Annotated in this window: 18 protein-coding genes and 2 pseudogenes; 9 read left to right on the forward strand and 11 right to left on the reverse strand. The window is 40.9% G+C overall.

Annotation, left to right across the window (positions count from 1 at the left end):
* Positions 1 to 12: 12 nt before the first annotated feature.
* A complete protein-coding gene (locus AWH02_RS03530; RefSeq protein WP_060553258.1) occupies positions 13 to 1,179 on the reverse strand; it encodes an MFS transporter in 1,167 nt (388 codons plus the stop codon).
* 47 nt (positions 1,180 to 1,226) lie between these two features.
* A complete protein-coding gene (locus AWH02_RS03535; RefSeq protein ID WP_060553257.1) occupies positions 1,227 to 1,748 on the reverse strand; it encodes a TetR/AcrR family transcriptional regulator in 522 nt (173 codons plus the stop codon).
* 159 nt (positions 1,749 to 1,907) lie between these two features.
* Here AWH02_RS03535 and AWH02_RS03540 point away from each other — a divergent pair, with 159 nt between their 5' ends.
* Positions 1,908 to 2,762, forward strand: a complete 855-nt coding sequence (locus AWH02_RS03540; RefSeq protein ID WP_060553256.1) for a cation diffusion facilitator family transporter — start codon at positions 1,908 to 1,910, stop codon at positions 2,760 to 2,762.
* Positions 2,763 to 2,789: 27 nt separating this feature from the next.
* On the opposite strand, the gene AWH02_RS03545 is transcribed toward AWH02_RS03540, so the two are convergent.
* Positions 2,790 to 3,320 (reverse strand): TetR/AcrR family transcriptional regulator, encoded by a 531-nt coding sequence (locus tag AWH02_RS03545; protein ID WP_060553255.1) that lies wholly within the window; start codon positions 3,318 to 3,320, stop codon positions 2,790 to 2,792.
* Between the two features lie 133 nt (positions 3,321 to 3,453).
* Between AWH02_RS03545 and AWH02_RS03550 the strand changes: the two genes are divergently transcribed.
* The 4 genes from AWH02_RS03550 (at position 3,454) to AWH02_RS03565 (ending at position 8,753) form a co-directional block, all read left to right on the forward strand.
* The gene (locus AWH02_RS03550; protein WP_060553254.1) at positions 3,454 to 5,877 is read left to right on the forward strand and encodes a YhgE/Pip domain-containing protein; all 2,424 of its coding nucleotides are present in this window, start codon (positions 3,454 to 3,456) and stop codon (positions 5,875 to 5,877) included.
* Positions 5,878 to 6,057: 180 nt separating this feature from the next.
* A complete protein-coding gene (locus tag AWH02_RS03555) occupies positions 6,058 to 6,795 on the forward strand; it encodes a polyphosphate polymerase domain-containing protein (RefSeq protein WP_060553253.1) in 738 nt (245 codons plus the stop codon).
* Positions 6,776 to 7,456: a DUF4956 domain-containing protein gene (locus AWH02_RS03560; protein WP_060553252.1), complete on the forward strand. Its 681-nt coding sequence runs from the start codon at positions 6,776 to 6,778 to the stop codon at positions 7,454 to 7,456. The genes AWH02_RS03555 and AWH02_RS03560 overlap by 20 nt, the downstream gene beginning before the upstream one ends.
* A 22-nt stretch (positions 7,457 to 7,478) precedes the next feature.
* Entirely contained in the window at positions 7,479 to 8,753 is a 1,275-nt protein-coding gene (locus AWH02_RS03565; RefSeq protein ID WP_060553251.1) for a carbohydrate-binding domain-containing protein, read from the forward strand.
* Positions 8,754 to 8,807: 54 nt separating this feature from the next.
* Here AWH02_RS03565 and AWH02_RS10860 read toward each other — a convergent pair.
* Both AWH02_RS10860 and AWH02_RS11295 read right to left on the reverse strand, forming a co-directional pair.
* Positions 8,808 to 8,933, reverse strand: a pseudogene (locus AWH02_RS10860) (LD-carboxypeptidase); the annotation flags it as partial.
* Positions 8,933 to 9,058, reverse strand: a pseudogene (locus AWH02_RS11295) (HAD family hydrolase); the annotation flags it as partial. The pseudogenes AWH02_RS10860 and AWH02_RS11295, both read right to left, overlap by 1 nt.
* 299 nt (positions 9,059 to 9,357) lie before the next feature.
* Between AWH02_RS11295 and AWH02_RS03570 the strand changes: the two are divergent.
* Both AWH02_RS03570 and nrdI read left to right on the forward strand, forming a co-directional pair.
* Entirely contained in the window at positions 9,358 to 9,867 is a 510-nt protein-coding gene (locus tag AWH02_RS03570) for an ABC transporter permease (RefSeq protein WP_060553250.1), read from the forward strand.
* Positions 9,868 to 9,943: 76 nt separating this feature from the next.
* On the forward strand, positions 9,944 to 10,402 hold the full coding sequence (gene nrdI / locus AWH02_RS03575; RefSeq protein WP_060553249.1) for a class Ib ribonucleoside-diphosphate reductase assembly flavoprotein NrdI: 459 nt from the start codon (positions 9,944 to 9,946) through the stop codon (positions 10,400 to 10,402).
* Positions 10,403 to 10,459: 57 nt separating this feature from the next.
* Here the strand turns inward: nrdI and pulA are convergent, their stop codons facing one another.
* The 6 genes from pulA to AWH02_RS03605 form a co-directional block, all read right to left on the reverse strand.
* On the reverse strand, positions 10,460 to 12,553 hold the full coding sequence (pulA, locus tag AWH02_RS03580; protein ID WP_060553248.1) for a type I pullulanase: 2,094 nt from the start codon (positions 12,551 to 12,553) through the stop codon (positions 10,460 to 10,462).
* A 236-nt stretch (positions 12,554 to 12,789) separates the two neighbouring features.
* Positions 12,790 to 13,776, reverse strand: coding sequence for a LacI family DNA-binding transcriptional regulator (locus AWH02_RS03585; protein ID WP_008808130.1), 987 nt, complete (start codon positions 13,774 to 13,776; stop codon positions 12,790 to 12,792).
* Positions 13,777 to 13,785: 9 nt separating this feature from the next.
* Entirely contained in the window at positions 13,786 to 14,589 is an 804-nt protein-coding gene (locus AWH02_RS03590; protein ID WP_060553247.1) for a DUF1189 family protein, read from the reverse strand.
* 54 nt (positions 14,590 to 14,643) lie between these two features.
* Positions 14,644 to 15,486 carry a sugar ABC transporter permease gene (locus AWH02_RS03595; protein ID WP_011999651.1) on the reverse strand — a complete coding sequence of 281 codons (843 nt, stop codon included), beginning with the start codon at positions 15,484 to 15,486 and terminating at the stop codon, positions 14,644 to 14,646.
* A 1-nt stretch (position 15,487) separates the two neighbouring features.
* Positions 15,488 to 16,783 carry a sugar ABC transporter permease gene (locus AWH02_RS03600; RefSeq protein WP_060553246.1) on the reverse strand — a complete coding sequence of 432 codons (1,296 nt, stop codon included), beginning with the start codon at positions 16,781 to 16,783 and terminating at the stop codon, positions 15,488 to 15,490.
* 176 nt (positions 16,784 to 16,959) lie between these two features.
* Entirely contained in the window at positions 16,960 to 18,225 is a 1,266-nt protein-coding gene (locus AWH02_RS03605; RefSeq protein WP_060553245.1) for an extracellular solute-binding protein, read from the reverse strand.
* Between the two features lie 324 nt (positions 18,226 to 18,549).
* On the opposite strand from AWH02_RS03605, the gene malQ reads away from it, so the two are divergent.
* Together malQ and glgP are read left to right on the forward strand one after the other, a co-directional pair.
* Entirely contained in the window at positions 18,550 to 20,100 is a 1,551-nt protein-coding gene (gene malQ / locus AWH02_RS03610; RefSeq protein WP_060553244.1) for a 4-alpha-glucanotransferase, read from the forward strand.
* On the forward strand, positions 20,093 to 22,354 hold the full coding sequence (gene glgP, locus AWH02_RS03615; RefSeq protein WP_060553243.1) for a glycogen/starch/alpha-glucan family phosphorylase: 2,262 nt from the start codon (positions 20,093 to 20,095) through the stop codon (positions 22,352 to 22,354). The genes malQ and glgP overlap by 8 nt, the downstream gene beginning before the upstream one ends.
* Positions 22,355 to 22,606: the final 252 nt, after the last annotated feature.

The raw sequence follows: 22,606 nt of genomic DNA on the forward strand, positions 1-22,606 counted from the left end.
CGGTTTTAGATGTTACAAAATCTTATCGAATTTCTCAATATAGAAAAGAGAAGCAGTCATAATCAACGTTAGAATCAAAAGACCGATAATGGCAGGTGTCCAAGATTGGAAGAGGTCAAAGCTGAAACCAAAAAGGCTAGGTCCTAATGCTGCAAGGATATAACCACCTGTTTGAGCCAAACCAGATAATTGAGCTGTTTGTTCAGGAGTGCTGGTCTTAAGAGAGAAGGTTACCATAAGGTAAGGGAATAGGGCGCTGACTGCAGCTCCAAGAAGGAGATTGAGGATCAGCCAGTAAAAGAAATTGCTGGTCGGAATTAGGAGCATAGAGACACCAATGAGTCCAGAAGCTGCAACGCAAGATATCATGATGAGGCGTCCACGAGCGGATAAACGAGCTGTGAGGCTTGGTATTGTCATAGAAAATGGCAGGCTAATCAAAGAGAAGATCGAAGCGAGAATACCCGTTGCATCTTTTGATAGACCAGCTTGCAAGGCCAAGGTTGGTAACCAGGTTACTGCTGTGTAAAAGAGTAGGGATTGCAAGCCACAAAATACGATGAGGGCTAAGACCTTTTTATTTTGCAGCAGGGCGCCGATTGGATGATTTTTGCCTTTTCTTGCTAGGAAGTGATTGTGTTTCGTATTAGGGAGCCATACCAAGAGTGCCAAGAGACAAATGGCACTTAAAGCTAAAATTAATCCTTGCCAAGAGGTGGCACTAACGATAGGAACAACCAGAGCAGAAGCTACTGTAATCGATAGGCTCATAGCGGAGATGTAAAAGGTCGTTAAAAGACCGATGCGTTCGGACTGATTGGCTTGAATGATGCTAGGCAGCAGAACGTTCAGTAAAGCGATGGCTGCTCCTAGGATAATAGTTCCTACATAAAGGAAGGGGAGATTAATGATCCGGATAAGAGATCCGATTGTCAAGATGATTAGGACCATTGTAAAGAGTTTTTCAAGCCCAAATTTTTGTGCCAAGCGAGGGGAGAAAGAGGAACAAAGGGCAAACATGACTAGAGGTAAACTGGTCAAGAGCCCGAGTGAGCTGAGTGAAACGTGGAGGCCATCAGCGATATCCGATAGGACAATCGGCAAAACGGCAAAAGGTGTCCGTAAAACAAGCCCAACCATGATAATGCCTGGGACAAAAAATGCAGAATGTTTTTTCATAAAATTCTCCTCAAACGATAGTTTTCTAAGTGTTTAATACACAGTTCTTACTTCATCAAGTCTAAAAAATATTGGCTGATGGTGGCCTCATCGATGGGATTTCGTTGCTGCAACCACCAGGATACAGTCTCAACAAAGGTAGCTGTTACGTGATTTTTTAAAAAATCCTGAGGCAGACGGGCCTTGTTCATCAAGCCTTTTTCCTGAATTAGAGGGAAGAGGTAATGTTCCAGCTCAATCTTCAGGCGATTGATAAAGTAGGTATTTTTTGCTAGAAGCAGTGTAGCGATTCGATCCTGATTTTTCCGAAAATGATAGAAAATATGGGCAGTCGCTTCAAATAGGTCCTTTCCATCAGGACGCTCAAGAAAGGTGTGCTGGAATAGTTCCTGACAGAGCTCCTCTAGCAGGGCTTCTTTGGTCTCGAAATGAGCATAAAAAGTCGACCGCCCCACATCGGCCAGGTCGATGATTTCTTGAACAGTGATGGTTTCATAGCTCTTACGATGCAAGAGGCTGAGAAAGGCTTGGTAAATGGCTGCGCGTGATTTTTTTACTCGTCTGTCCATAGCATTTCCGAACAAAATCAGTCTTTTGTCTCTTATCTGACAAAGCTAGTGATTTGCTTCTTGTTTCCTTTTCTAAAAAGATGGATAATAGAATCGAACAAAGTGTTTGCTTTTGAATACATTATACTATAAAAATGTCAGATGTAACAGGGGGTTGCCATGAAATCAAGTCAAAAAATGATGGTTGCTTTTCTTTTGAATTCGTCCTTCGCCATTATTGAAGTTTTTTTCGGTTTGGCCTTCAATTCCAGTGCTGTCTTGGCTGACGCCGTCCATGATACAGGGGATGCATTGGCAATTGGCCTGTCAACGCTTTTAGAAAAGATTTCCAATAAAAAAGAAGACAGCCGTTATACATTGGGCTACAAGCGTTACAGTTTGCTGGGAGCCATTCTGACTTCCATTATTTTGATTATAGGTTCGCTCTTAGTTCTCTGGGAAAATGTCCCCAAGATCTTCGCCCCAGAACCTGTCGATTATAACGGGATGCTGGTCCTAGGAATTGTGGCTATTTTGGTCAACTTGGCAGCCAGCAAGGTGGTCAGCCACGGCCATAGTCACAATGAGTCTATTCTCAGTCTGCATTTTCTAGAGGATATTCTGGGTTGGCTAGCGGTTATTTTAGTGTCTATCGTCTTACGATTTACGGATTGGTATTTCCTAGATCCTTTGCTATCTCTGTTGATTGCTATCTTTATTCTCAGTCAGTCTCTACCTAAGTTTTGGGATAATATCAAGATCTTTCTGGATCATGTTCCAAGCGATATTGATCTGGGTCGGCTCTATCAAGAACTGGGGAGCCTAGACAATGTTCAAGCTATTGCCCAGCTCAATGTTTGGACGACGGACGGTATTGATAAATATGCCATGATTCATATTTGCTTAAAAGAGGCGGAGAAGAGCCAAGAGACCAGACAGGCGGTTCACCAGCTGGTCAAGTCTTTTGGCATTGTTAGAGCCACTATCGAGTGCGATGAAAGCATGGACGAACACCAAAAACATGGAGATGCTTAGTCTGTCCTCTGTTAAAAAAGCGTTTCTTTATCCCAGCATTTTAAGAAGGAAGTCCGTCATTTGTTGCGGGCTTTCTTTTTTTCCTCTAGCAATCCACATTTGCACGACGCCGAATAAGGCGTTGGTCAGATATACAGTGCTGTATTCTGTCTCAATCTGGCTGAATTCCTTATTACTGAAGCGTTCTTGCAACTCTTGGTGAAGCATCATTTGAAACTTATGTCTTAAAAAAGTTTGGATTTCCTTTGTCCCATTTTCCGATAGAAGGGCTGAGAAAAGAGGTTCGCTTTCCAGGAAGTCGAGGACCTTTAAGATGGCCTGCTGTCGGTCATTGTAATATTCCTCAAAAATCGTTTCAAGTTTTTGAAAGAGACCTTGCTGATAGCGTTCGATCAAGTCATATTTATCCTTATAATGAGTATAAAAACTACTTCGACTGATACCCGCAGTTTTGGCAAGCTCAACAGTTGAAACATATTCAAAGCTTTTTTCTTTCAATAGTTGGACCATAGCTTGTTCAATGATCATCTTGGTTTTCTTTCTTTTATTACTTTCCATTTTTTTCATCCTTTCAAACAAATTTGCACAGTATGTCCAATTTTCGAATTCTTTAGCTTGTAATAATTTTCGATTGGTGTATAATCTAGTATATCAAAATTTAGACAGTATGTATAATTTTTTGGAGGTAAATATGTTAAAAGAGTGGAAAGCTATTTTAAAAAAACCAAGCTTTATCATTGTAATGTTAGGTGTTTCTTTGATTCCAGCCTTGTACAATGTGATTTTCTTAAGCTCTATGTGGGATCCATACGGACAGGTAGAGAACTTGCCGGTGGCAGTTGTTAACCAGGATAAGGCTGTGACAAGTTCAGGGAAGACCCTAGCGATTGGTGACGATCTTGTTTCCAACCTCAAGGAGAACAAAAGTCTAGACTTCCACTTTGTTAGTAAAGAGGATGCCAAAAATGGTTTGAAGAAGGGGGACTATTATATGGTAGTCACTCTGCCGAGTGATTTGTCAGAGCGGGCAGCCAGTGTCCTAAGTGGCGAACCTAAGCAAATGAAAATCGACTATCAGATCTCGAGTGGTCGGAGTTTCATTGCTGGTAAGATGAGTGACTCAGCCATGACTTCTTTAAAGCAGACGGTAGCGCAAAACGTGACCAATACTTATACAAGTGCTTTATTTAAAAATATGGGAGAGCTAAAGACGGGAATGGATAAGGCCTCAGATGGAGCTCAGCAACTAGCTTCAGGTAGCCAGCAGTTGGGTGCAGGTAGCCAGACCATTACGGATAACTTAAAAACTCTGAATCAAGCCACTATCAGTTTAGCAGACGGAGCAGGTCAATTAAACTCAGGTTTAGAAACCTATACAGGAGCTGTTGCACAAGTATCAACAGGAGTTAATCGCTTGTCAGAAGGGTTAACGACTTATGCAAATGGGGTAGCTACTATTGCATCGGGGGCCAATCAGCTTTCGGAGCGTTCAGCTGATCTAGTAGGAGGTGTCCAACAACTCACTCAATCAAGTGCTGGTGTTCAAGCTTTGGCTAGCGGAGCGTCCAAGCTCAATACTGGTTTGACTACTCTAAAGGAATCGGTAGATATGAGCCTTACTAGCAATCAGGAAAATGTCAGCAATTTGACAGCTGCTCTGAACCAGTTAAATGCAAGCATTCAGGCGTCTCTCTCAGGAACTTCAGCTTCAACAGAAAATATTGAGGCATCCTTGACGAATATAGCAGCGTCTGCTCAAAATATCATCAATGACAATCAAGCTGTTAAAACAGCTGCCCTAGCCAATGTCCAAGGAACAAGTGCATATCAGAGTCTTTCTGAAGAGGCCAAGGCGGAGATTGATGCGGCGGTTAGTGGTAGCCAAGCGGGTAGTGATCAATCTGCTCAGACCATTTTATCAGAAGTGATGACCATGAAGACCAGTCTGGAAGCAGGAAAGACTGCCAGCCAAACACAGTTAGCTCAGCTGGGGGCTGTCTCTAATCAGGTATTGCCACAAGCAGCCAACATGATCAATGGTCTCTATGGTGGCTTGTCAACGGTTAGCGCTGGGCTTGAAACAGCTAGTGGAGGAGCCGGTCAAATTGCTTCTGGTGTAGATAGCTTAAATGAAAAATTATCAAGTGGCGCCGGTCAATTGGCTCAAGGAGTGACGGATTATACAAACGCTGTCAATAAACTTTCGGAAGGAGCTAGTGGATTAGCTGCTAATAATTCTAGCTTACTAACAAGCTCAGCAACTCTATCAGCTGGAGCAAGTCAATTGGCCTCTAAATCCCCTGAACTGACAGCTAATTTCGGGAAATTAGTAGATGGTGCAAGCCAATTGGCTAATGGATCAGGAAAACTGGTCGATGGTAGCAGTCTGTTGACGAATAAACTATCATCCTTAACAAGTGGGAGCGAGAGCTTGGCTAGTGGTCTGACAGAAGCAGGTGATAAGCTATCAACCGTCACAACTAAGGAGGATAATGCCAAAATCCTAGCAGATCCACTCAGCCTTCACAAGACAGACCGAGATAAGGTTGAGAAAAACGGAATAGGGATGGCTCCTTATATGATTTCTGTAGCCCTCTTTGTAGCTGCTATTTCAACCAATATCATCTTTAGCACACTTCCTTCAGGAAAAGAACCAAAGACCAAATGGGAATGGTTCAAAGCACGCCTAGAAGTAAATGGTGTAATTTCAGTTGTAGCTGGGGTGTTGGTTTACGCTGCTGTCCATTTGATAGGATTATCTGCCAACCATGAATTGGCAACTCTTGGTTTGATTGTCTTAACCAGCATGACCTTCATGGCTCTTGTGACTGCCTTAGTAACATGGGATAGCAAGCTCGGAGCCTTTGCTTCTCTGATTCTCTTGCTCTTGCAGCTGGCCTCTAGTGCAGGGACCTATCCGCTTGAGCTGACTAATAAGATCTTCCAAGCTATCAATCCTTGGCTACCGATGAGTTACTCGGTATCTGGTCTTCGTCAAACTATTTCAATGGGTGGACAGATTGGGGGACAAGTCGGCTTCTTGATGATTGTCTTAGTGCTATTTATGGCTGCTGGAGTCTTGGTCTATCGAACAAATAAAAAAGAAAGAGTCTAGTCTTTTGACTGAATCCTAAGAGGAAAAGAGAGTTCTGTCTTTCTTTTCCTTTTTATCTAAGCAACATCTCCTGAAAAGGGAGATGTTTTGTTTTCTTTAAGTTTTTTTTAGATTTCTTTTAAGCTTTGCTACTTAAAATAACCAAGTAAATAATCAAGCAGCGAGAAAGGGAGATGTCCTATGGCTAAAAAAACATTTAAAGATAAATTCCAGCGATTTGAAACAAAATACGTTATTTCAAAGGAGGTTCTAGCAAGTTTGCTGACGGAGTTTGAGGAACACATGGTAGAAGACGACCATGCATATTCAACCATCAGCAATCTTTACTACGATACTCCTACCTTCCAAATGATTCGTGAATCTCTAGAAAAACCTTATTTTAAAGAAAAATTGCGGGTACGGACTTACGATGAAACACCAACAGAAGAAAGCCAGGTTTTCTTGGAAATCAAAAAGAAAGTACGGAAAATCGTTTATAAGCGCCGGATTTCAACTGACTTGCTGGCGGCGGAGTCTTATCTAGCGGGTGATCGAGGTCAGACAGATGATTCACAGATCCGCGAGGAGATTGACTGGCTCATGGCTCGTTATCAAAAGGTTCAGCCCATGATGTATATCTACTATAATCGTTATTCCATGAAAGGCATAGAAGATCCAAATGTTCGGATTACCATTGACTATGATTTGACTTATCGATCAGAGGATCTAAGTTTATTAGATGGCAAGCATGGGGACAAGCTCTTACCAGAAGGCTATGTCATCATGGAAATCAAGGTTCCAGGAGCTTATCCTCTCTGGCTGAGTGAGATTTTGGACCATCATCAGGTCTTTCCAAAATCCTTCTCTAAATATGGCGTAGCCTATAAAAAAACCACAGACTACAAAGGAGTTGTAAACCATGCTAAATCAATTATTTAATGACGTTTTTACCAGTACGGCCGTAAAACCATTGACTATGATGGGGGCAATCGGTGTTGCCTTAGTCTTAGGTTTGGTCGTGGCTAAGGTCTACCAGTATAAAACAGTCTACAGCAAGTCCTTTGTTATGAGTCTAGCCCTATTGCCGGCCTTGATTGCCGTTGTCATCTTCTTGGTAAATGGTAGTCTGGGTGCTGGGGTTGCCGTCATGGGGGCCTTCAGTTTGATTCGTTTCCGTTCGGCCCCAGGTGGCGCCAAGGAGTTGGTCTCAATTTTCCTGGCTATGACTATCGGGATTGCGATCGGTATGGGTTACCTGGTCTTTGCGGGAGCCTTCACCTTGATTATGTCTATAGCGATTATCCTTCTTGAAACCATCAACTTTGGACAAATGAAACATTCTATCCGCCAGCTGACAATTGTTATTCCTGAAAGTTTGGATTATGAATCTATCTTTGATGATATTTTTGATAAAGCGACCAATCATCTGGAATTAGCCTCAGTGAAAACATCAGACATGGGTAGCTTGTTTAAACTGAAGTATATCGTTCAGCTCAATGGAAAGATGACAGAGAAAGAGTTAATGGATGCTTTGCGAACCCGCAATGGGAATCTGGAAATTGCCATTAGTCGCTTTATCACAAAAGAAAATGAATTATAAGATACATAGAAAGAGGCCTATCATGAAAACAAGTAAAAAAACAATTTTTCGAAAAGTAAAGCTAATGGTCCCACTGGTTCTGTTGACAGCCAGCTTGGGAGCCTGTAGCTTGATTAGTAAGTCTAGCACTGCTAGCACCCGCACAACTACTAGTTCAACCACTAGTAAAACATCGTCAAGCAAAGCCTCAACAGCTTCAACGAGTTATTTCACTGATCGGGACCAAGACGCCTCATATGACGAATCTAGTGCTACAAAGGTGAGTCTAAATGGCTCGACAGCTAAGGTGTCTGGAGACGGTGCGAGAGTATCTGGGTCAACTGTAACAATCACAGCTGCGGGTACCTATGTCTTGTCTGGAAGTAGCGAAAATGTCCAAATCGTGGTGAAAGCTGGAGACCAAGACAAGGTTCAAATTGTCTTGAATGGCGTGACCATGAAAGGGACGGATGCTACGATTGTTGTTGAAAGTGCGGACAAGACCTTTATCACCCTTGCTGAAGGAAGTAAGAATAGCATTTCTGACTCTGCCAACCACACCAATACAGACTATGATGCAGCCATTTACAGTAAGGATGACCTGACTTTCAATGGTTCTGGTAGTCTGACGATTGAAGGCAACTATGGCAATGCAGTCGAGTCTAATGATGATTTGCGTATTACTGGCGGAACCTATACCGTCAAAGGCTATAAAAATGCTCTTTCTGCCAATGACGCGTTGAATATCAAGGATGCGACCTTGAATCTGACGGCAACCGAAGATGCTCTTCACGCTGACAATGATGAAGATACGACACTTGGAAATCTTTATATCCAATCTGGTACGATTACCATTAATGCCGGTGACGACGGAATGCACGCTTCTAATGCAGCAGTGATTGACGGCGGTACGATTACAGTTGAGTCAAGTGTTGAAGCACTCGAAGGAACCAACGTGACCATTAATGGTGGAAAACTGGACCTTTCTGCCTCTGATGATGGCATCAATGCTTCTAGTAAGGTAACAGGAGCAGAGATCTTTATCAAGATTACGGGAGGTGACATCAAGGTTGAAGTGGGACAAGGTGACACCGATGCTCTTGACTCTAACGGTGATATCATTATGACAGGAGGGAATCTAGACATTACTTCTACAGTCTCTGCCTTTGATTTTGACGGAACAGCCACCTATACTGGTGGAACCATCACAGTCAATGGTGAAACTCGATCTGAAATCACAGCTGATGGCCCTGGCGGAGGTGGCGCCCCAGGAGGTAATCAGGGTGGCGGACCTGGTGACACTAAGGGGAAATTATAAAGGTTTCCATAGAAATAGAGAACTCCTCATTCCAGCTGGAATGAGGAGTTCTTGCTATTCATCAATTCTGATAGACATCGTCTCCGTATCTACCGTCACCTGAGCACCGATGGCAATGGTAAAGAGTGGCTGAGTATGGGCAAAGTCCAAGTCATAGAGGACGGGAATCGTTTTTAGAAATAGAAGGCTTGATAAGAAATATTCTTTCCAGAAATGGCAGTTTTTATTCTGGCTTCATAAGCTTTGTCTTCATCGACTAGAGTTGAACCTATATCAAAAAAAAAGCCATTGGATCTCTTGGTAATCTTGTTTCATAGCTTTATTCTATCACAAAGTCTTTCTTTTCAGCCTAGGAGGCTGTAGTTTTTGAAAAAGAGACTTTTCAAGAAGAATAGGAGGCATTTTAGAAGTTTTAGCGCATCTTTTTTTAAAAGCTATTTATAATGAATGTATAGAAATCCGAAGGCAAGAAAATCTTTTTAGCATTACACAAACTATTTTAAGAGTATGCCTGTCTCCTGAAAATGCAATCTCTAAACTTCATTCAGTTTCCCCTTTCGATGGTCTTCGGATTCTATTATTTTAGAAGAAATAGAGGGTTAATATGAAAAAGAAAGCAATTTATTTGTACGTGTGTTGGTTGATCTCAGCCTTTGGTGCTCTACTTAGTCTCTGGGACCTTCTTGCAGGAAAAAGGCTAGAGAATCCCGCAGAAGTCATGCAGCTAAAAGGGGAGGTAGCCCAGCAGTATAATCGGTTTTATGATGTGGTTTTTGATCTGAATCACAGTATGAGTCAGGTTCTGATTCTATTTGTGGGTCTTCTTTTATTGGCGACAGTACTTGTATTGCTGATCAAAAAGAATCTCCTTCTAGCCAACATCCTATACTCTGTCTACTCGGTCTTTACCATTCTTGTCATGGCTTATGATTATCTATCTTCTCAGTCGCTCTATCATTATTTTAGTGATCCAGCGATTCGTGAATCAATCATGATGATCCCTAAGGCTGTAACCATAGTCGGACTCTTACTGAATATCCTCTTTTTAGCTATTGTCCTCTTTTATACTTGGCGTCAGCAGAAGGATTTAGAAGTGGAAAAAGAGCCTATTTAAAATTTGACAAATAACATTTATCGGCTTACAATTTTAAGAAAAGGATAGATGTTATTTTTAGTTTTAGGAGGATAGAATGGCAAAGGTTTCCTTAGTTTATATTAGTTTAAGTGGGAATACAGCAAGCTTTATCAAGCGTCTGACGGCCTATTTGCAAGAAGGCCATGCGGATCTTGAAGTAGAACAGGTCAATATTAAGGATTTGGTCAAAGAGGGCCAAGATTTCTTTGCTATGGACAATCAGTTTGTAGCCTTCTTGCCTACTTATTTAGAGGGTGGAAATGGAGTTGACTCTGGTGATGTTGAGATTTTAACCAATGATTTAGCAGCCTTTATTGAATTTGAAGAAAACTATAAAAAATGTTTCGGTATCGTAGGTAGTGGCAACCGTAATTTCAACAACCAGTATTGTTTAACAGCAAAGCAATATTCTCAGCGTTTTGGCTTTCCTCTGCTAGATACTTTTGAGCTTCGTGGTCTGCAAAATGATATCAGCCGTGTTGGTGATAAAATCGCAGCACTCTATCAGCTTTAAATTAGCTCACATCAGAAAAGTCAAAGCACGTCTCTTAGATTGAGACGTGCTTTTTATTTATTTCAGGACTAGGACTTGCTTAGCAGGAATGACATAGTTGTCAGCCAAGGGAGCGATAGCCTTGTGGCTACTAATGGCTGGATAGGATAGAAAGACTTCCTGACCTAGTTCGTTTTGGTAGGTCTGATCTTTTGAACCAAAGTTGATCAAGATGGTCATTTGTTCATCTTGCTGTGAAATCTGATACCTGACCAGTGAATCATTGAGCCATTCAACTTGGCATGCCTCCAAGATTTCTTCTCGACTTTCGAGGCTGAGTAGAGGGTGTTCTTTTCGGAAGCTGATTAATTCACGAATGAAGTCAACATCTTCTTCGTAGTTGAGTAAACTTTGCCAGTCCAGACGATTAATAGTATCGGGGATGTTGTAGCTATTATCTAGCAAGTCTTTGTGGCGGAAGAATTCTTGCCCACTATGGAGGAAAGGAACTCCCTGAGCAAGCAAGACCAAGTGTAAGGCCAAGCGAGCACTTGCCAAACGTTCTTTTTGACTGATGTTTGGATCTTCCATTTTAAAGTAGTCAAAGACAGTTGCATTGTCATGACACTCAGTGTAGTTAATGGCCTGTTGAGGACTTTGGAAATGGCTTGCTGTTTCTAAGCCGACATTAGCTGTCAGAATATTAGCCATGCTGGAAGTCCATCCGGATCCAGTCAGTCTTTGCTTATTTAAGATAGTTTCTTTGATGGTATCACGGAAATTATCGCTGAAAAAGCCATAATCAGTCAATTCTGCCGCCTTATACTGGTGTGCTAGGAGCTCTGAGTCTAACCCAGTCGCCATTTTCCAGCCTTCTCCGTAGAGATAGATATTTGGGTAGCTCTCTTTTAGCTCTTCTGCTAGCTCGTTCATTGTTTGGATATCTAAGATACCCATGAGGTCAAAACGGAAGCCATCAAAGCCATAGAGATTCACCCATTGCTTGACCGAATGCTTGATGAAGCGACGGACCATGGCCCTTTCACTAGCAACATCGTTACCACAGAAAGTTCCGTCGGTTCGTTGTTTTTGCTCATTCAAGCGATAGAAATAACCAGGAACAATCTTTTCAAAAGCAAAGCTATCCGCATCGTAAACGTGATTGTATACGACGTCCATGATCAGACTCATATCTGCCTCATGGTAGGCAGCGATAGATTCCTGCAATTCTAGAATGCGTGCATAAGGGTCCTCCGGGTCACTAGCAAAGCTACCTTCAGGAACATTATACTGAACAGGATCATAGCCCCAGTTGTAGACTTGTTCAGGGTGTTTCTCGTCTACACTACCAAAATCATAAACAGGCATGAGCTGGATATGGGTGATTCCCAGATCTAGTAAGTGCTGCATACCAATTTTACGTTTGCCTAGCTTGGGAGACTCTGTCAGCGCTCGGAATGTGCTCGGTTCTTTAAAACCAGCAGCCTCTTGGCTAGAGAAGTCGCGAACACTCATCTCGTAAATGACGGCTTTGGTTGGGCTTAGCTGTGTTTTGGCCCGCTTGACTCCAGTTGTATTGAGTAGTTTCTTTGGATCAATAATAAAGCTAGCGCCAGAATTGGCTTCAGAGGAAAGAGCATAAGGATCATGTACTTCCAGCCACTGACCATTGACCTTGTGGAGATAGGTGTAGCTAGCTCTCTCCCAATCACCAGGAATCGTTGTTTTCCAAACGCCTTTTTCCTGACGAAGGAGAGGCCAGACAGTTTCTTTGCCATCTTTTTTCAACTTGATAAGGACTTGCTCGGAGATAGGAGCCCAAAAGGCAAAAGAAGTAGCCTTCGAAGTATAAGTTGCACCAAGATCATCCTGGTCGTAGTCGAAAGTTTGATCAAAAATCGGTTCTTGGACAATATGTCGGAATGCTAGGACTGTTTTATTGCGGTCCTGGTCGTAGACGAGATAATGCAGTTCCAAATCGATATCTTCTTCCAAAGTCAGGCTGTAGAGGCAATGTTCGGTAGAAGATTTGCATGTTTGAATAGTCAGAGGAATCACCTGGTCGTCAGATTCCAAAGTGAAGGATAGGTCCTTGGCATCATAAATGATGGGTAACTGAAGATTAATCAGTCGTGTGTTATCTAAATAAGCTTGAAAGGTTCTAAAAGACATAAATCTCCTTTATACAAGATAAGATAGCTCCCAAAGCGCGTGCACTATCAGAGGCTACTAGTAAAAATAATTAATAGTAAGTATAAATGATTGACAAACATAAAAATGCAAGGCCAAAGAGAAGTACAACCGTAGTTTAATTTGAATGGAACTACGGTTGTCATTTTTTATTTGGGATTGAGGCCCTATTCTTGTGTTTTTAACATTTCGGTTTACGGTCCGATGAGAATATCAATTTACCGTTCGATAATCTTATGGGAAATCAATTGACGATAGCAGATTTTCCGATTTTCCTTGCTATCATTGATGATCTGAAGGATGGTTTGGAAGGACACTCTACCCAGTTCTAGGGTATTAATATCAACATAGGCAGCCAAGTCTAACTTTGGCTCCACCGAATCAAAAGAAAGGACTGGTATAGTTAAGTTTTGTGAAGAGAGAAAATCACAAACACCAGATGCCAGCAAGCTATCTGTAGTGATGATGGCATCAATATTTGGATTTTTTGCTAGCAAGCGCTTGGTAAACTGGTAACCTTTTTCTTCCAAAAATTCTGTGACAAAGGCAGTGCTCTGAGGATCTAATTCCAGCTGATGCTCTTTTAAGGCATTTTCGTAGCCGGTATAACGGTCTTGGGTTACAAAGAGCTTTTTAGTTCCTCCGATAAAAGCAATATGGCGGCAACCTTTTTTTATGAAATATTCAGTTGCATCAAACCCTGCTTGGATATTATCGTTGTCGACTAACGGAATAAAAGGCGAAAGAGATTTTCCTAGGATAAGGAAGGGGAATTGCTCTTCGTAGGCCATCCGAACTAGAGGATCGTTTTCTTCGGCGTAAAGGAAAATAAGTCCGTCCACCCGACGGCCGTGTACCATTTGAGAAATGGCTGTCATCCGTTCTTTCTCATCTTTACCGGTAGCAATCTGAATAGCGTATTGGTGCTGAGAAGCTACTTGTGAGATCCCTCTCAGAACAGATGGAAAAAATGGATTTTGATAGAAAGCATCTGAATCATCTGGTAAGACGAGGCCGATGACCTGAGTATAACTGCTGACCAGACTGCGGGCATTTAGATTTGGATGGTAATTCAGTTCTTTCATAGCCTTGCGAACCCGTTTTTTTGTCTCATCACTAATCGTAGACTTGTTCTGGATAACACGGGTTACAGTTGAGGGCGAAACCTCAGCTAGTTTGGCAACATCTTTAATAGTAACAGGCATGATGACCTCCTAATTTTCATCACGGAAATGCGTACGATAAAAGGTGATAACAAGGAATAATACAAAGAGAATATTTTGAATCATAATCATGGTTGTCAAAGGCTGACCCAAGATGCCGAAAAAGACGGCGATGAGAGTCGGAAGTCCCAGACAATTTAGAGTGAAATGATAACATTCCTTGAACTTTTTAAATGAAAAGAGTTTAGATTTTTTAGTCAGATAAAGGAAGAGACTGGCTCCAAAGGTGACAATGAAGAAGTTAAAGGTCAAGAGCAGGCCAGACACCAAAAGCAAAAATAGACTGATAATCAAACGGTTTTGCTGGAACCAATCTTTGGAAATGGCCTCGCTCAAGCTTTTCTTATCCTTTAAAGCTTCCTGGTTGATTGCCTGGTAACGAATGGCTGCTAACTCTTTCTTGCTTTTACTGATCAGGAGATGATCCTTATCAAAATAAAGTGTTAACTTTTCCCCTGGTTTGGTATCCTTGTGATGTCCGATAATAACCTGGCCGTCTTTATTTTTTTGTACACCAAAGTGACTATCATAAGTTAGTTGGCCGTCTTTGATCTGAACATGATTGCTAAGCTCTCTCATAGCAGACTCATCTAAAGGCTGGAAAACTTGATCGATAAAGGTATCTAATGGATAGCTCTCTTTGGCAGCTGTCTGCAATGCCATAGGAATCAAGGTCAAAGAAATTAAGAAAAGACTAGTAAAAATCAGTTGGAACCAAGACAAAAGCTTGCGGTTAGCAAAAGCTTTTTTAAATTGAAAAATACTTGAAAAATAATTAAAAGGGTAGGGGTACATAGTAGCTCTTTCTAATTTTTATAGTCGTCCGACAAAAAACAGGGTGGGACAAGATTATCCCTTGTCACCACCGCTTGTTAAACCAGATACAAAGTTCTTTTGTAGGAAGAAGAATAAGATACAGATTGGAAGAGCTGTTAAGATAGCTCCTGCGGCAAAGAAGGCGATTTTCATATTTTTAACATCGCTGACAAATGTTCTCAGACCGACTGCAACTGTAAAGAATTCTTTATCCCGAAGGAGGAAACTAGATAAGATATAGTCTCCGAATGGTCCCATGAATGCCCAAAGTGCTTGTACAGCAACCATTGGACGAACCAGAGGAAGGACGATTTGCCAGAAGCGTCGGAAATGACCGGCACCATCTAGTTTAGCTGACTCATCAAGAGAGATTGGAACGGTATCAAAGTAACCTTTCATCAGCCAAGCATTCATTGGAATTCCTCCACCAACATAAAGGAAGATGAGGAACCAGTTTTGGTTCAAAGCATTCAACATCAAAGCCATGACGAAGAAGGCGGTGAGGGCAGCAATGGTTGGTACCATCTGGATAATCAAGAAGAAGACCAAACTTTGCTTGCGGGCGATGAAGTTATAGCGGCTGTATGCGTAACCAGCTAAAACTACTATACTGGTTTGCACAATCATTGTCAAGACGGCAATGATGACCGTATTGAGGTACCAGGTTCCGTAGAGTGTTTCAGAGAAGAGCCTGCTGAAGTTGTCAAAACTCCAATCGATATTAAAATCAAGTTTGAAGGCGACAATGTTACCAGTTTTAAAGGCTGATGTAATCGTAATTAATAGAGGATAAATAATGATTACTGACAGAACTACGAGATACAGGTAAGTCAGAAAATGATTAAAGTGACGTTTTAATTTTACAGAATTATTCATCTTATACGTCCTCCATGTCAAATGCGTGTAGTTTCTTGAAAGCAATCATTGAAATACCGATAACGATAATTGAGATAATCAAGGTTACAGCTGCGGCCATTGAGTACTGAGGTGCAGTACCAGTAGTTAAACGATAAATCCAAGAAATCAAGATATCTGTTGAACCAGCGCCCCCACCGACACTACCAGGTCCACCCGCATTAAAGAGGTAGATGATAGAGAAGTTATTGAAGTTGAAGGTATACTGACTGATAAGAGTTGGCGCAGCAACAGCTAAAATCATTGGTAGTGTAATGTTGCGGAATTTTTGCCAAGCATTTGCTCCGTCGATGTAGGCTGCTTCATAAAGGTCATTTGGAATAGACTGCAAAATACCCAAGGTCAAGACGTAGATGTATGGGAATCCAAGCCAACCTTGCATCATAATCAAGGCAATCTTGGTCCAAGTAGGATCTGTTTTCCAAGGGATGAGGGTGTTGTTCAAGAAAGGCAATACCTTGCTAAGCATAGGAATAACTTGGGTGTTGATTGCACCGATACTATCATTAAACATATTTGAGAAAGTCAAGATTGTAATGAAAGCTGGTACCGCCCAAGGAAGTAGGAAGATAACACCGAAGATGCGTTTTCCTTTGATGAAAGGCTGGTTAGCAATAATAGCTGTGAAAATACCGATAACAATTTGTAAAGTTGAAGCACATAAAGCCCATATGATAGTCCAAGATAGGACAGAACCAAAGGCTGAACGGAAGGTGCTGAGACTCCAAATGTTGCTGAAGTTTGTCAAACCAACCCAGTCAAGCAATTTAGTTGGTGGCAAATGTTTGAAATCATAGTTTGTAAAAGCAATCAGAAGAGTTACCAATACAGGGAAAATGATAGCAAAGGTCATAGCTACATAAGAAGGGATGATCAGCAAGTACGGGAAACCATTCTCATAGATGCTGTGAATCATTTCTTTCAGAGTAGTATGAACCGGAATACCGTTATTCCAGCGTTTAGCTGTTGTGTGAGCGTCCTTTAAGTTGAAGGCATAAAATAGGAAATAAACCAGTACGATAATTAAGTGGAAGGCACCACGGATCAACATAAAGAGGGAGTTGTCGCGTCCGCGCATTTCACCAAGTGTGATAAGATTTCCTAGCTCACCAGAAGCGATCGCAAAGAAATAGATTAGAAAGGCCAGTGTCACACCTAAGAAGATGAACCCCTTGGCTTTCTGTTTGTTATAAATTTGTCCAAGTCCTGGAATCAGGGACAGCAACAAGGCTTTACTTGGGTTCTGTTGTCTAGTCATATTTGTCTCCTGAATAAGATTCAAAGAGGGGCTAAAAATTTTGAAAGCAGAGAATATAAAACTAAATGTTAGAAAATATTTCTCTTTTTTCAAAATTTTTAAGAAACCCGTAGTTGTTTTAATAGCTTTTTTAATAAAGAAGGGGTAGGGAAAATTCCCACCCCTAGAGTTCTTTATTATTTGTCAGCGTATTTTTGAGCGATAGTATCTTTGATTAATTTCACTGCATCGTCAGCAGCAGTTTTAACATCTTTTTTACCGCTTACAGCATCGAACAACATAGTTTTAGCTGGATCCCAAACTGTACTCATTTCAGAGATGTTTGGCATTGGTTGAGCTGATTGGAACTGTTTAACAACTGCGTCTGTCAGTTCATCTTTCTTGCTTACTGCATATTCGCGTGCTTCTGTGTTAGCAGGTACTTCGTTAGTAGCATCGTAAAATGCTTTTTGTTGATCAGTTGAAGTCAAGAAGTCAACGAATTTTTGAGCAACTTCTGGGTTTTTAGCACCAGTTGGGATAACCCAAGCTTTACCCCCACCGAAAGCAGCGTATTCTTTTCCATTTGGAAGAGTTGGGATAGTTGAAACACCATAGTTTACTTTAGCTTCTTTCAAAGCAGATGCTTTCCATGGTCCATCGATGATAGCAGCAGTTTTTCCACCTTGGAATTGTGATTGGATCAAGTTTCCAGCGCCTTCAGTATCTTGCATTCCTTTAGGCCATTTTGCATACCAAGTTTTAGCGTATTCGATACCTTTGATTGCGCCTTCGTTAGCAAGACCGATATCTTTAGGATCTTTACCGTTGTCACCAAATACGTAACCACCGTTACCAGCTAGAAGTCCGTATGCATAGTAGAAGTTAGTCCAGTCAGCAAGGAATGCAGATGTTTTACCATCTTCACCAGCAAACGCATATTTGCTATCTTTTGCAAGTTCTTCCAATTCAGCAAAAGTAGTTGGAGCTTTTGAAACTAAATCTTTGTTGTAGTACATTACAAGTGTTTCGATAACAGCAGGTGCTCCGTAGACTTTTCCACCAGTTGTAACAAGTGATTCAGTTGTTTTGTCAGTTTTGCTACCTTTGCTAAGTTTTACTTCGTTTAATTGTCCATCAGTACCGAGGCTACCTACACGGTCATATGGCGCCATCAAAACGTCAGGAGCTTTACCAGATTGGTTGTCAAGTGAAAGGTTGTCCAATCCACCCATTTGGTCACCAGTCTTAATAGTGACTTTTGAACCAGTTTCTTTTTCAAAAGCTGCAGCAGCTTTCTCCATGTAAGCCTTGTACTGCTCTTCAACATAAACTGTAACGTTTTTATCACCAGACTCAGATGATTTAGTTGAAGAAGCCTTGCTACCACAAGCAGCTAAAATAAAGCTAGCTACAGCAACAGTACCCAATACAGCAGCACTTTTAAGAGCTTTGTTTTTCATGTTTATTCCTCCTAAGAATAAAAAAAGTAATAATTTACATTTAAGTTTACGCAAACGTTTTCTTAAACTAAAAAAATTATATCACAAAAAGTAACCGTTTGCAAGATATTTTTCCAAAAAATCAAAAAAATATTTTTTATCCGACAAATTATTTGTCAATATTATAGAAGAAAAAAAGGAAAGTTGGATGATTCTCTTGAAGAATTTAAAAAAATTTTATAAAATGGTTGCATAGAAAACTAAAAACAGATATAATCGAACTACGCAAACGTTTTCGTTGAACAAAATGTAGATTTTAACTAAGAAAAATATTGAGGTGACAAGATGAAAGAACGTCAAAGTGGTGTTCTCATGCATATTTCTTCTTTGCCAGGGAAATACGGAATTGGATCTTTTGGGAAAAGTGCGTATGATTTTGTAGATTTCTTGGTGAGAACTAAGCAACGCTACTGGCAGATTTTGCCACTAGGCACGACTAGCTATGGAGACTCTCCTTACCAATCTTTTTCTGCTTTCGCAGGGAATACTCACTTTATTGACTTAGATCTTCTTATAAAAGAAGGTTTGCTTCAAGAAAGTGATTTAGATGGTGTGGATTTTGGAAGTGATCCTAAGGCTGTTGACTATGCTAAGATATTCGAAGCACGTCGTCCACTATTGGAAAAAGCTGTTAAAAATTTCCTTCAAAGTTCTGATTTGAAGGCTTATAAAAAATTTATTGCAGACAATGCCAACTGGTTAGACCTGTACGTTGATTATATGGCCATCAAAGAGTACTTTGATTTGGCGGCGTGGACTGAATGGTCTGATGAAGACATTCGCCTGCGTAAGCCAGAGGCCTTGGCTGCTTACCGTGAGCGTCTGAGCGAACAGATGGAATACCATCGAGTTACGCAATACTTCTTCTTCCAACAATGGCTGGCTTTAAAAGATTATGCGAATAAGCATCATATTGAGATTGTCGGAGATATGCCAATCTATGTAGCGGCAGACAGTGCTGATGTTTGGGCACAACCACATTTCTTTAAAACAGACGCTGTTGGTAAACCAACTTGTGTGGCAGGATGTCCGCCTGATGAATTCTCAGAAACAGGACAGCTTTGGGGGAACCCAATCTATGACTGGAAAGCTATGAATAAAGATGGCTATTCTTGGTGGGTTGAGCGTCTGCGTGAAAGCTTTAAGATTTATGACATCGTTCGTATTGACCATTTCCGCGGATTTGAATCTTATTGGGAAATCCCAGCGGATTCAGAAACAGCTGCAACTGGTAAGTGGGTAAAAGGGCCTGGCTATGCTCTCTTTAAAGCTGTGAAAGAAGCTTTGGGAGAACTGAATATCATTGCGGAAGACCTAGGCTTTATGACTGATGAAGTCATTGAGCTTCGCGAGAAGACTGGTTTTCCAGGAATGAAGATTTTGCAGTTTGCCTTCAATCCAGATGACGAAAGCATTGATAGCCCACACTTGGCACCTCATAACTCAGTAATGTATACAGGAACTCATGATAATAATACTGTTCTTGGCTGGTATAAGGATGAGATTGACGATCCGACACGGGAATACTTAGCTGTTTATACTAACCGTAAAGAATATGAAACAGTTCCTCATGCTATGCTTCGTACAATCTTTGCTTCTGTTAGCTATATGGCGATTGCAACCATGCAAGATTTACTGGAATTAGATGGTTCTGCAAGGATGAACTTGCCATCTACTATTGGTGGCAACTGGCAATGGCGTATGACAGAAGACGAACTGTCTAAAGAAGTAGAGGCAGAGTTGCTCTCTCTAACAACTATTTATCGCCGAATTAATACAAAACTTAAACCCAAAAACAATGTAAATCAGAATTCTAAAGGAGAAAAAAATGTCTAAATTACAGCAATACGTGCAAAACGCGTATCAAAAAAACATTGCTGATTGTACCAATGAAGAACTCTATACTGCTCTTTTGAACTATACAAAAGAATACAGTGCAACTAAACCTGTCAATGATTCAAAGAAGAAATTGTACTATATTTCTGCTGAGTTCCTGATTGGTAAACTCTTGTCAAACAACTTGATCAACCTCGGCCTTTATGATGATGTCAAAAAAGAATTGGCTAATGCAGGTAAAGATTTGATTGAAGTAGAAGAAGTTGAATTAGAACCATCTCTTGGTAATGGTGGTTTAGGCCGTTTGGCTGCCTGCTTCCTTGATTCAATCGCAACTCTTGGTTTAAATGGAGACGGAGTAGGTCTGAACTATCACTTTGGTCTCTTCCAACAAGTGTTGAAAAATAATGAGCAAACAACAATCCCTAACTTCTGGTTGAGTGATCAAAATTGGTTGGTAAAATCAACTCGTAGCTACCAAGTGCCTTTTGCAAACTTTACTTTAACTTCTACACTCTATGACATTGATGTACCAGGTTATAAGACAGAAAAGAAAAACCGTTTGCGTCTCTTCGATCTAGATTCTGTGGACTCTAGCTTGATTGAAAAAGGAATTGATTTCGACAAGACAGATATTGCTCGTAACTTGACTCTCTTCCTTTATCCAGACGATAGTGACAAACAAGGTGAACTTCTTCGTATCTTCCAACAATACTTCATGGTTTCAAATGGTGCGCAATTGATCATTGATGAAGCAATCGAAAAAGGAAGCAACTTGCACGACCTTGCGGACTACGCAGTTGTACAGATCAATGATACTCACCCTTCAATGGTTATCCCTGAGTTGATCCGTCTCTTGACAGAACGTGGGTTGGAATTTGACGAAGCTGTAAACATTGTCAAGTCAATGACTGCTTATACAAACCACACTATTCTTGCAGAGGCTCTTGAAAAATGGCCGCTAGAATTCTTGGAAGAAGTTGTTCCTCATCTTGTTCCGATTATCAAGGAACTTGACAAACGTGTCAAGGAAGTTTACAAAGATCCTGCTGTCCAAATCATTGACGAACATGACCGTGTTCATATGGCTCATATGGACATCCACTATGGATACAGTGTAAATGGTGTGGCAGCCCTTCATACAGAAATCTTGAAAAATTCCGAGTTGAAAGCTTTCTATGACATCTACCCTGAAAAATTCAACAACAAAACAAACGGTATTACTTTCCGTCGTTGGCTTATGCATGCTAACCCACGCCTTTCTCACTATTTAGATGAGATTCTTGGTCATGGTTGGCACCATAAAGCAGAAGAACTTGAAAATCTTTTGTCTTATGAAGATAAAGCTGCTGTCAAGGAAAAATTGGAAAGCATCAAAGCTCACAACAAACGTAAATTGGCTCGTCACTTGAAAGAGCACCAAGGTGTGGAAATCAATCCAAATTCTATCTTTGACATCCAAATCAAGCGTCTTCACGAGTACAAACGTCAACAAATGAACGCTTTGTACGTGATCCACAAGTACCTTGACATCAAAGCTGGTAACATTCCTGCTCGTCCAATCACAGTCCTCTTTGGTGGTAAAGCGGCTCCTGCCTACACAATTGCTCAAGACATTATTCACTTGATTCTTTGCTTGTCAGAAGTCATTGCGAATGACCCAGAAGTAGCACCACACTTGCAAGTAGTTATGGTTGAAAACTACAACGTAACTGCAGCAAGCTTCCTTATCCCAGCATGTGACATCTCAGAACAAATCTCACTTGCTTCTAAAGAAGCTTCAGGTACTGGTAACATGAAATTCATGTTGAACGGAGCCTTGACTCTTGGTACTATGGATGGTGCAAACGTAGAAATCGCTGAGTTGGTTGGAGATGAAAATATCTACATCTTTGGTGAAGATTCAGAAACTGTTATTGATCTTTATGCGAAATCTGCATACAAATCAAGTGAATTCTACGCTCGTCAAGCTATCAAACCGTTAGTTGACTTCATCGTAAGTGATGCAGTTCTTGCAATTGGGAACAAGGAACGTTTGGAACGTCTATACAAGGAGTTGATCAACAAAGACTGGTTCATGACTCTCCTTGACTTAGAAGACTATATCAAAGTCAAAGAGCAAATGCTTGCTGACTATGAAAACCGCGACGCATGGTTGGATAAAGTTATTGTAAACATTGCTAAAGCTGGTTTCTTCTCAGCTGACCGCACGATTCAACAATACAATGATGAAGTGTGGCATTTAGATAAATAAAAAATTCTCTTGGATAGCCCCATCAGTTAGGCCTTGATTCTGACTGATGGGGTTTTTGTTTTTCGAAGGATAAGGATATGAGCTTCCTGGTTAAAGGGAGTAGGCATATAGAAAAAGAGGAAGAAATGTCGCATTTTTCTGCTGTTTTATGACTTTATATTTGACTTTATGTATAAAATCTATTTGTCGTGTTTATTATGTATAGATTGCATAAAAATTAGATGAAATATCCTTGACAGTGTTATAGAAGAA

Origin of the sequence: Streptococcus gordonii (assembly GCF_001553855.1) — a bacterium.
Lineage (GTDB): Bacteria > Bacillota > Bacilli > Lactobacillales > Streptococcaceae > Streptococcus > Streptococcus gordonii.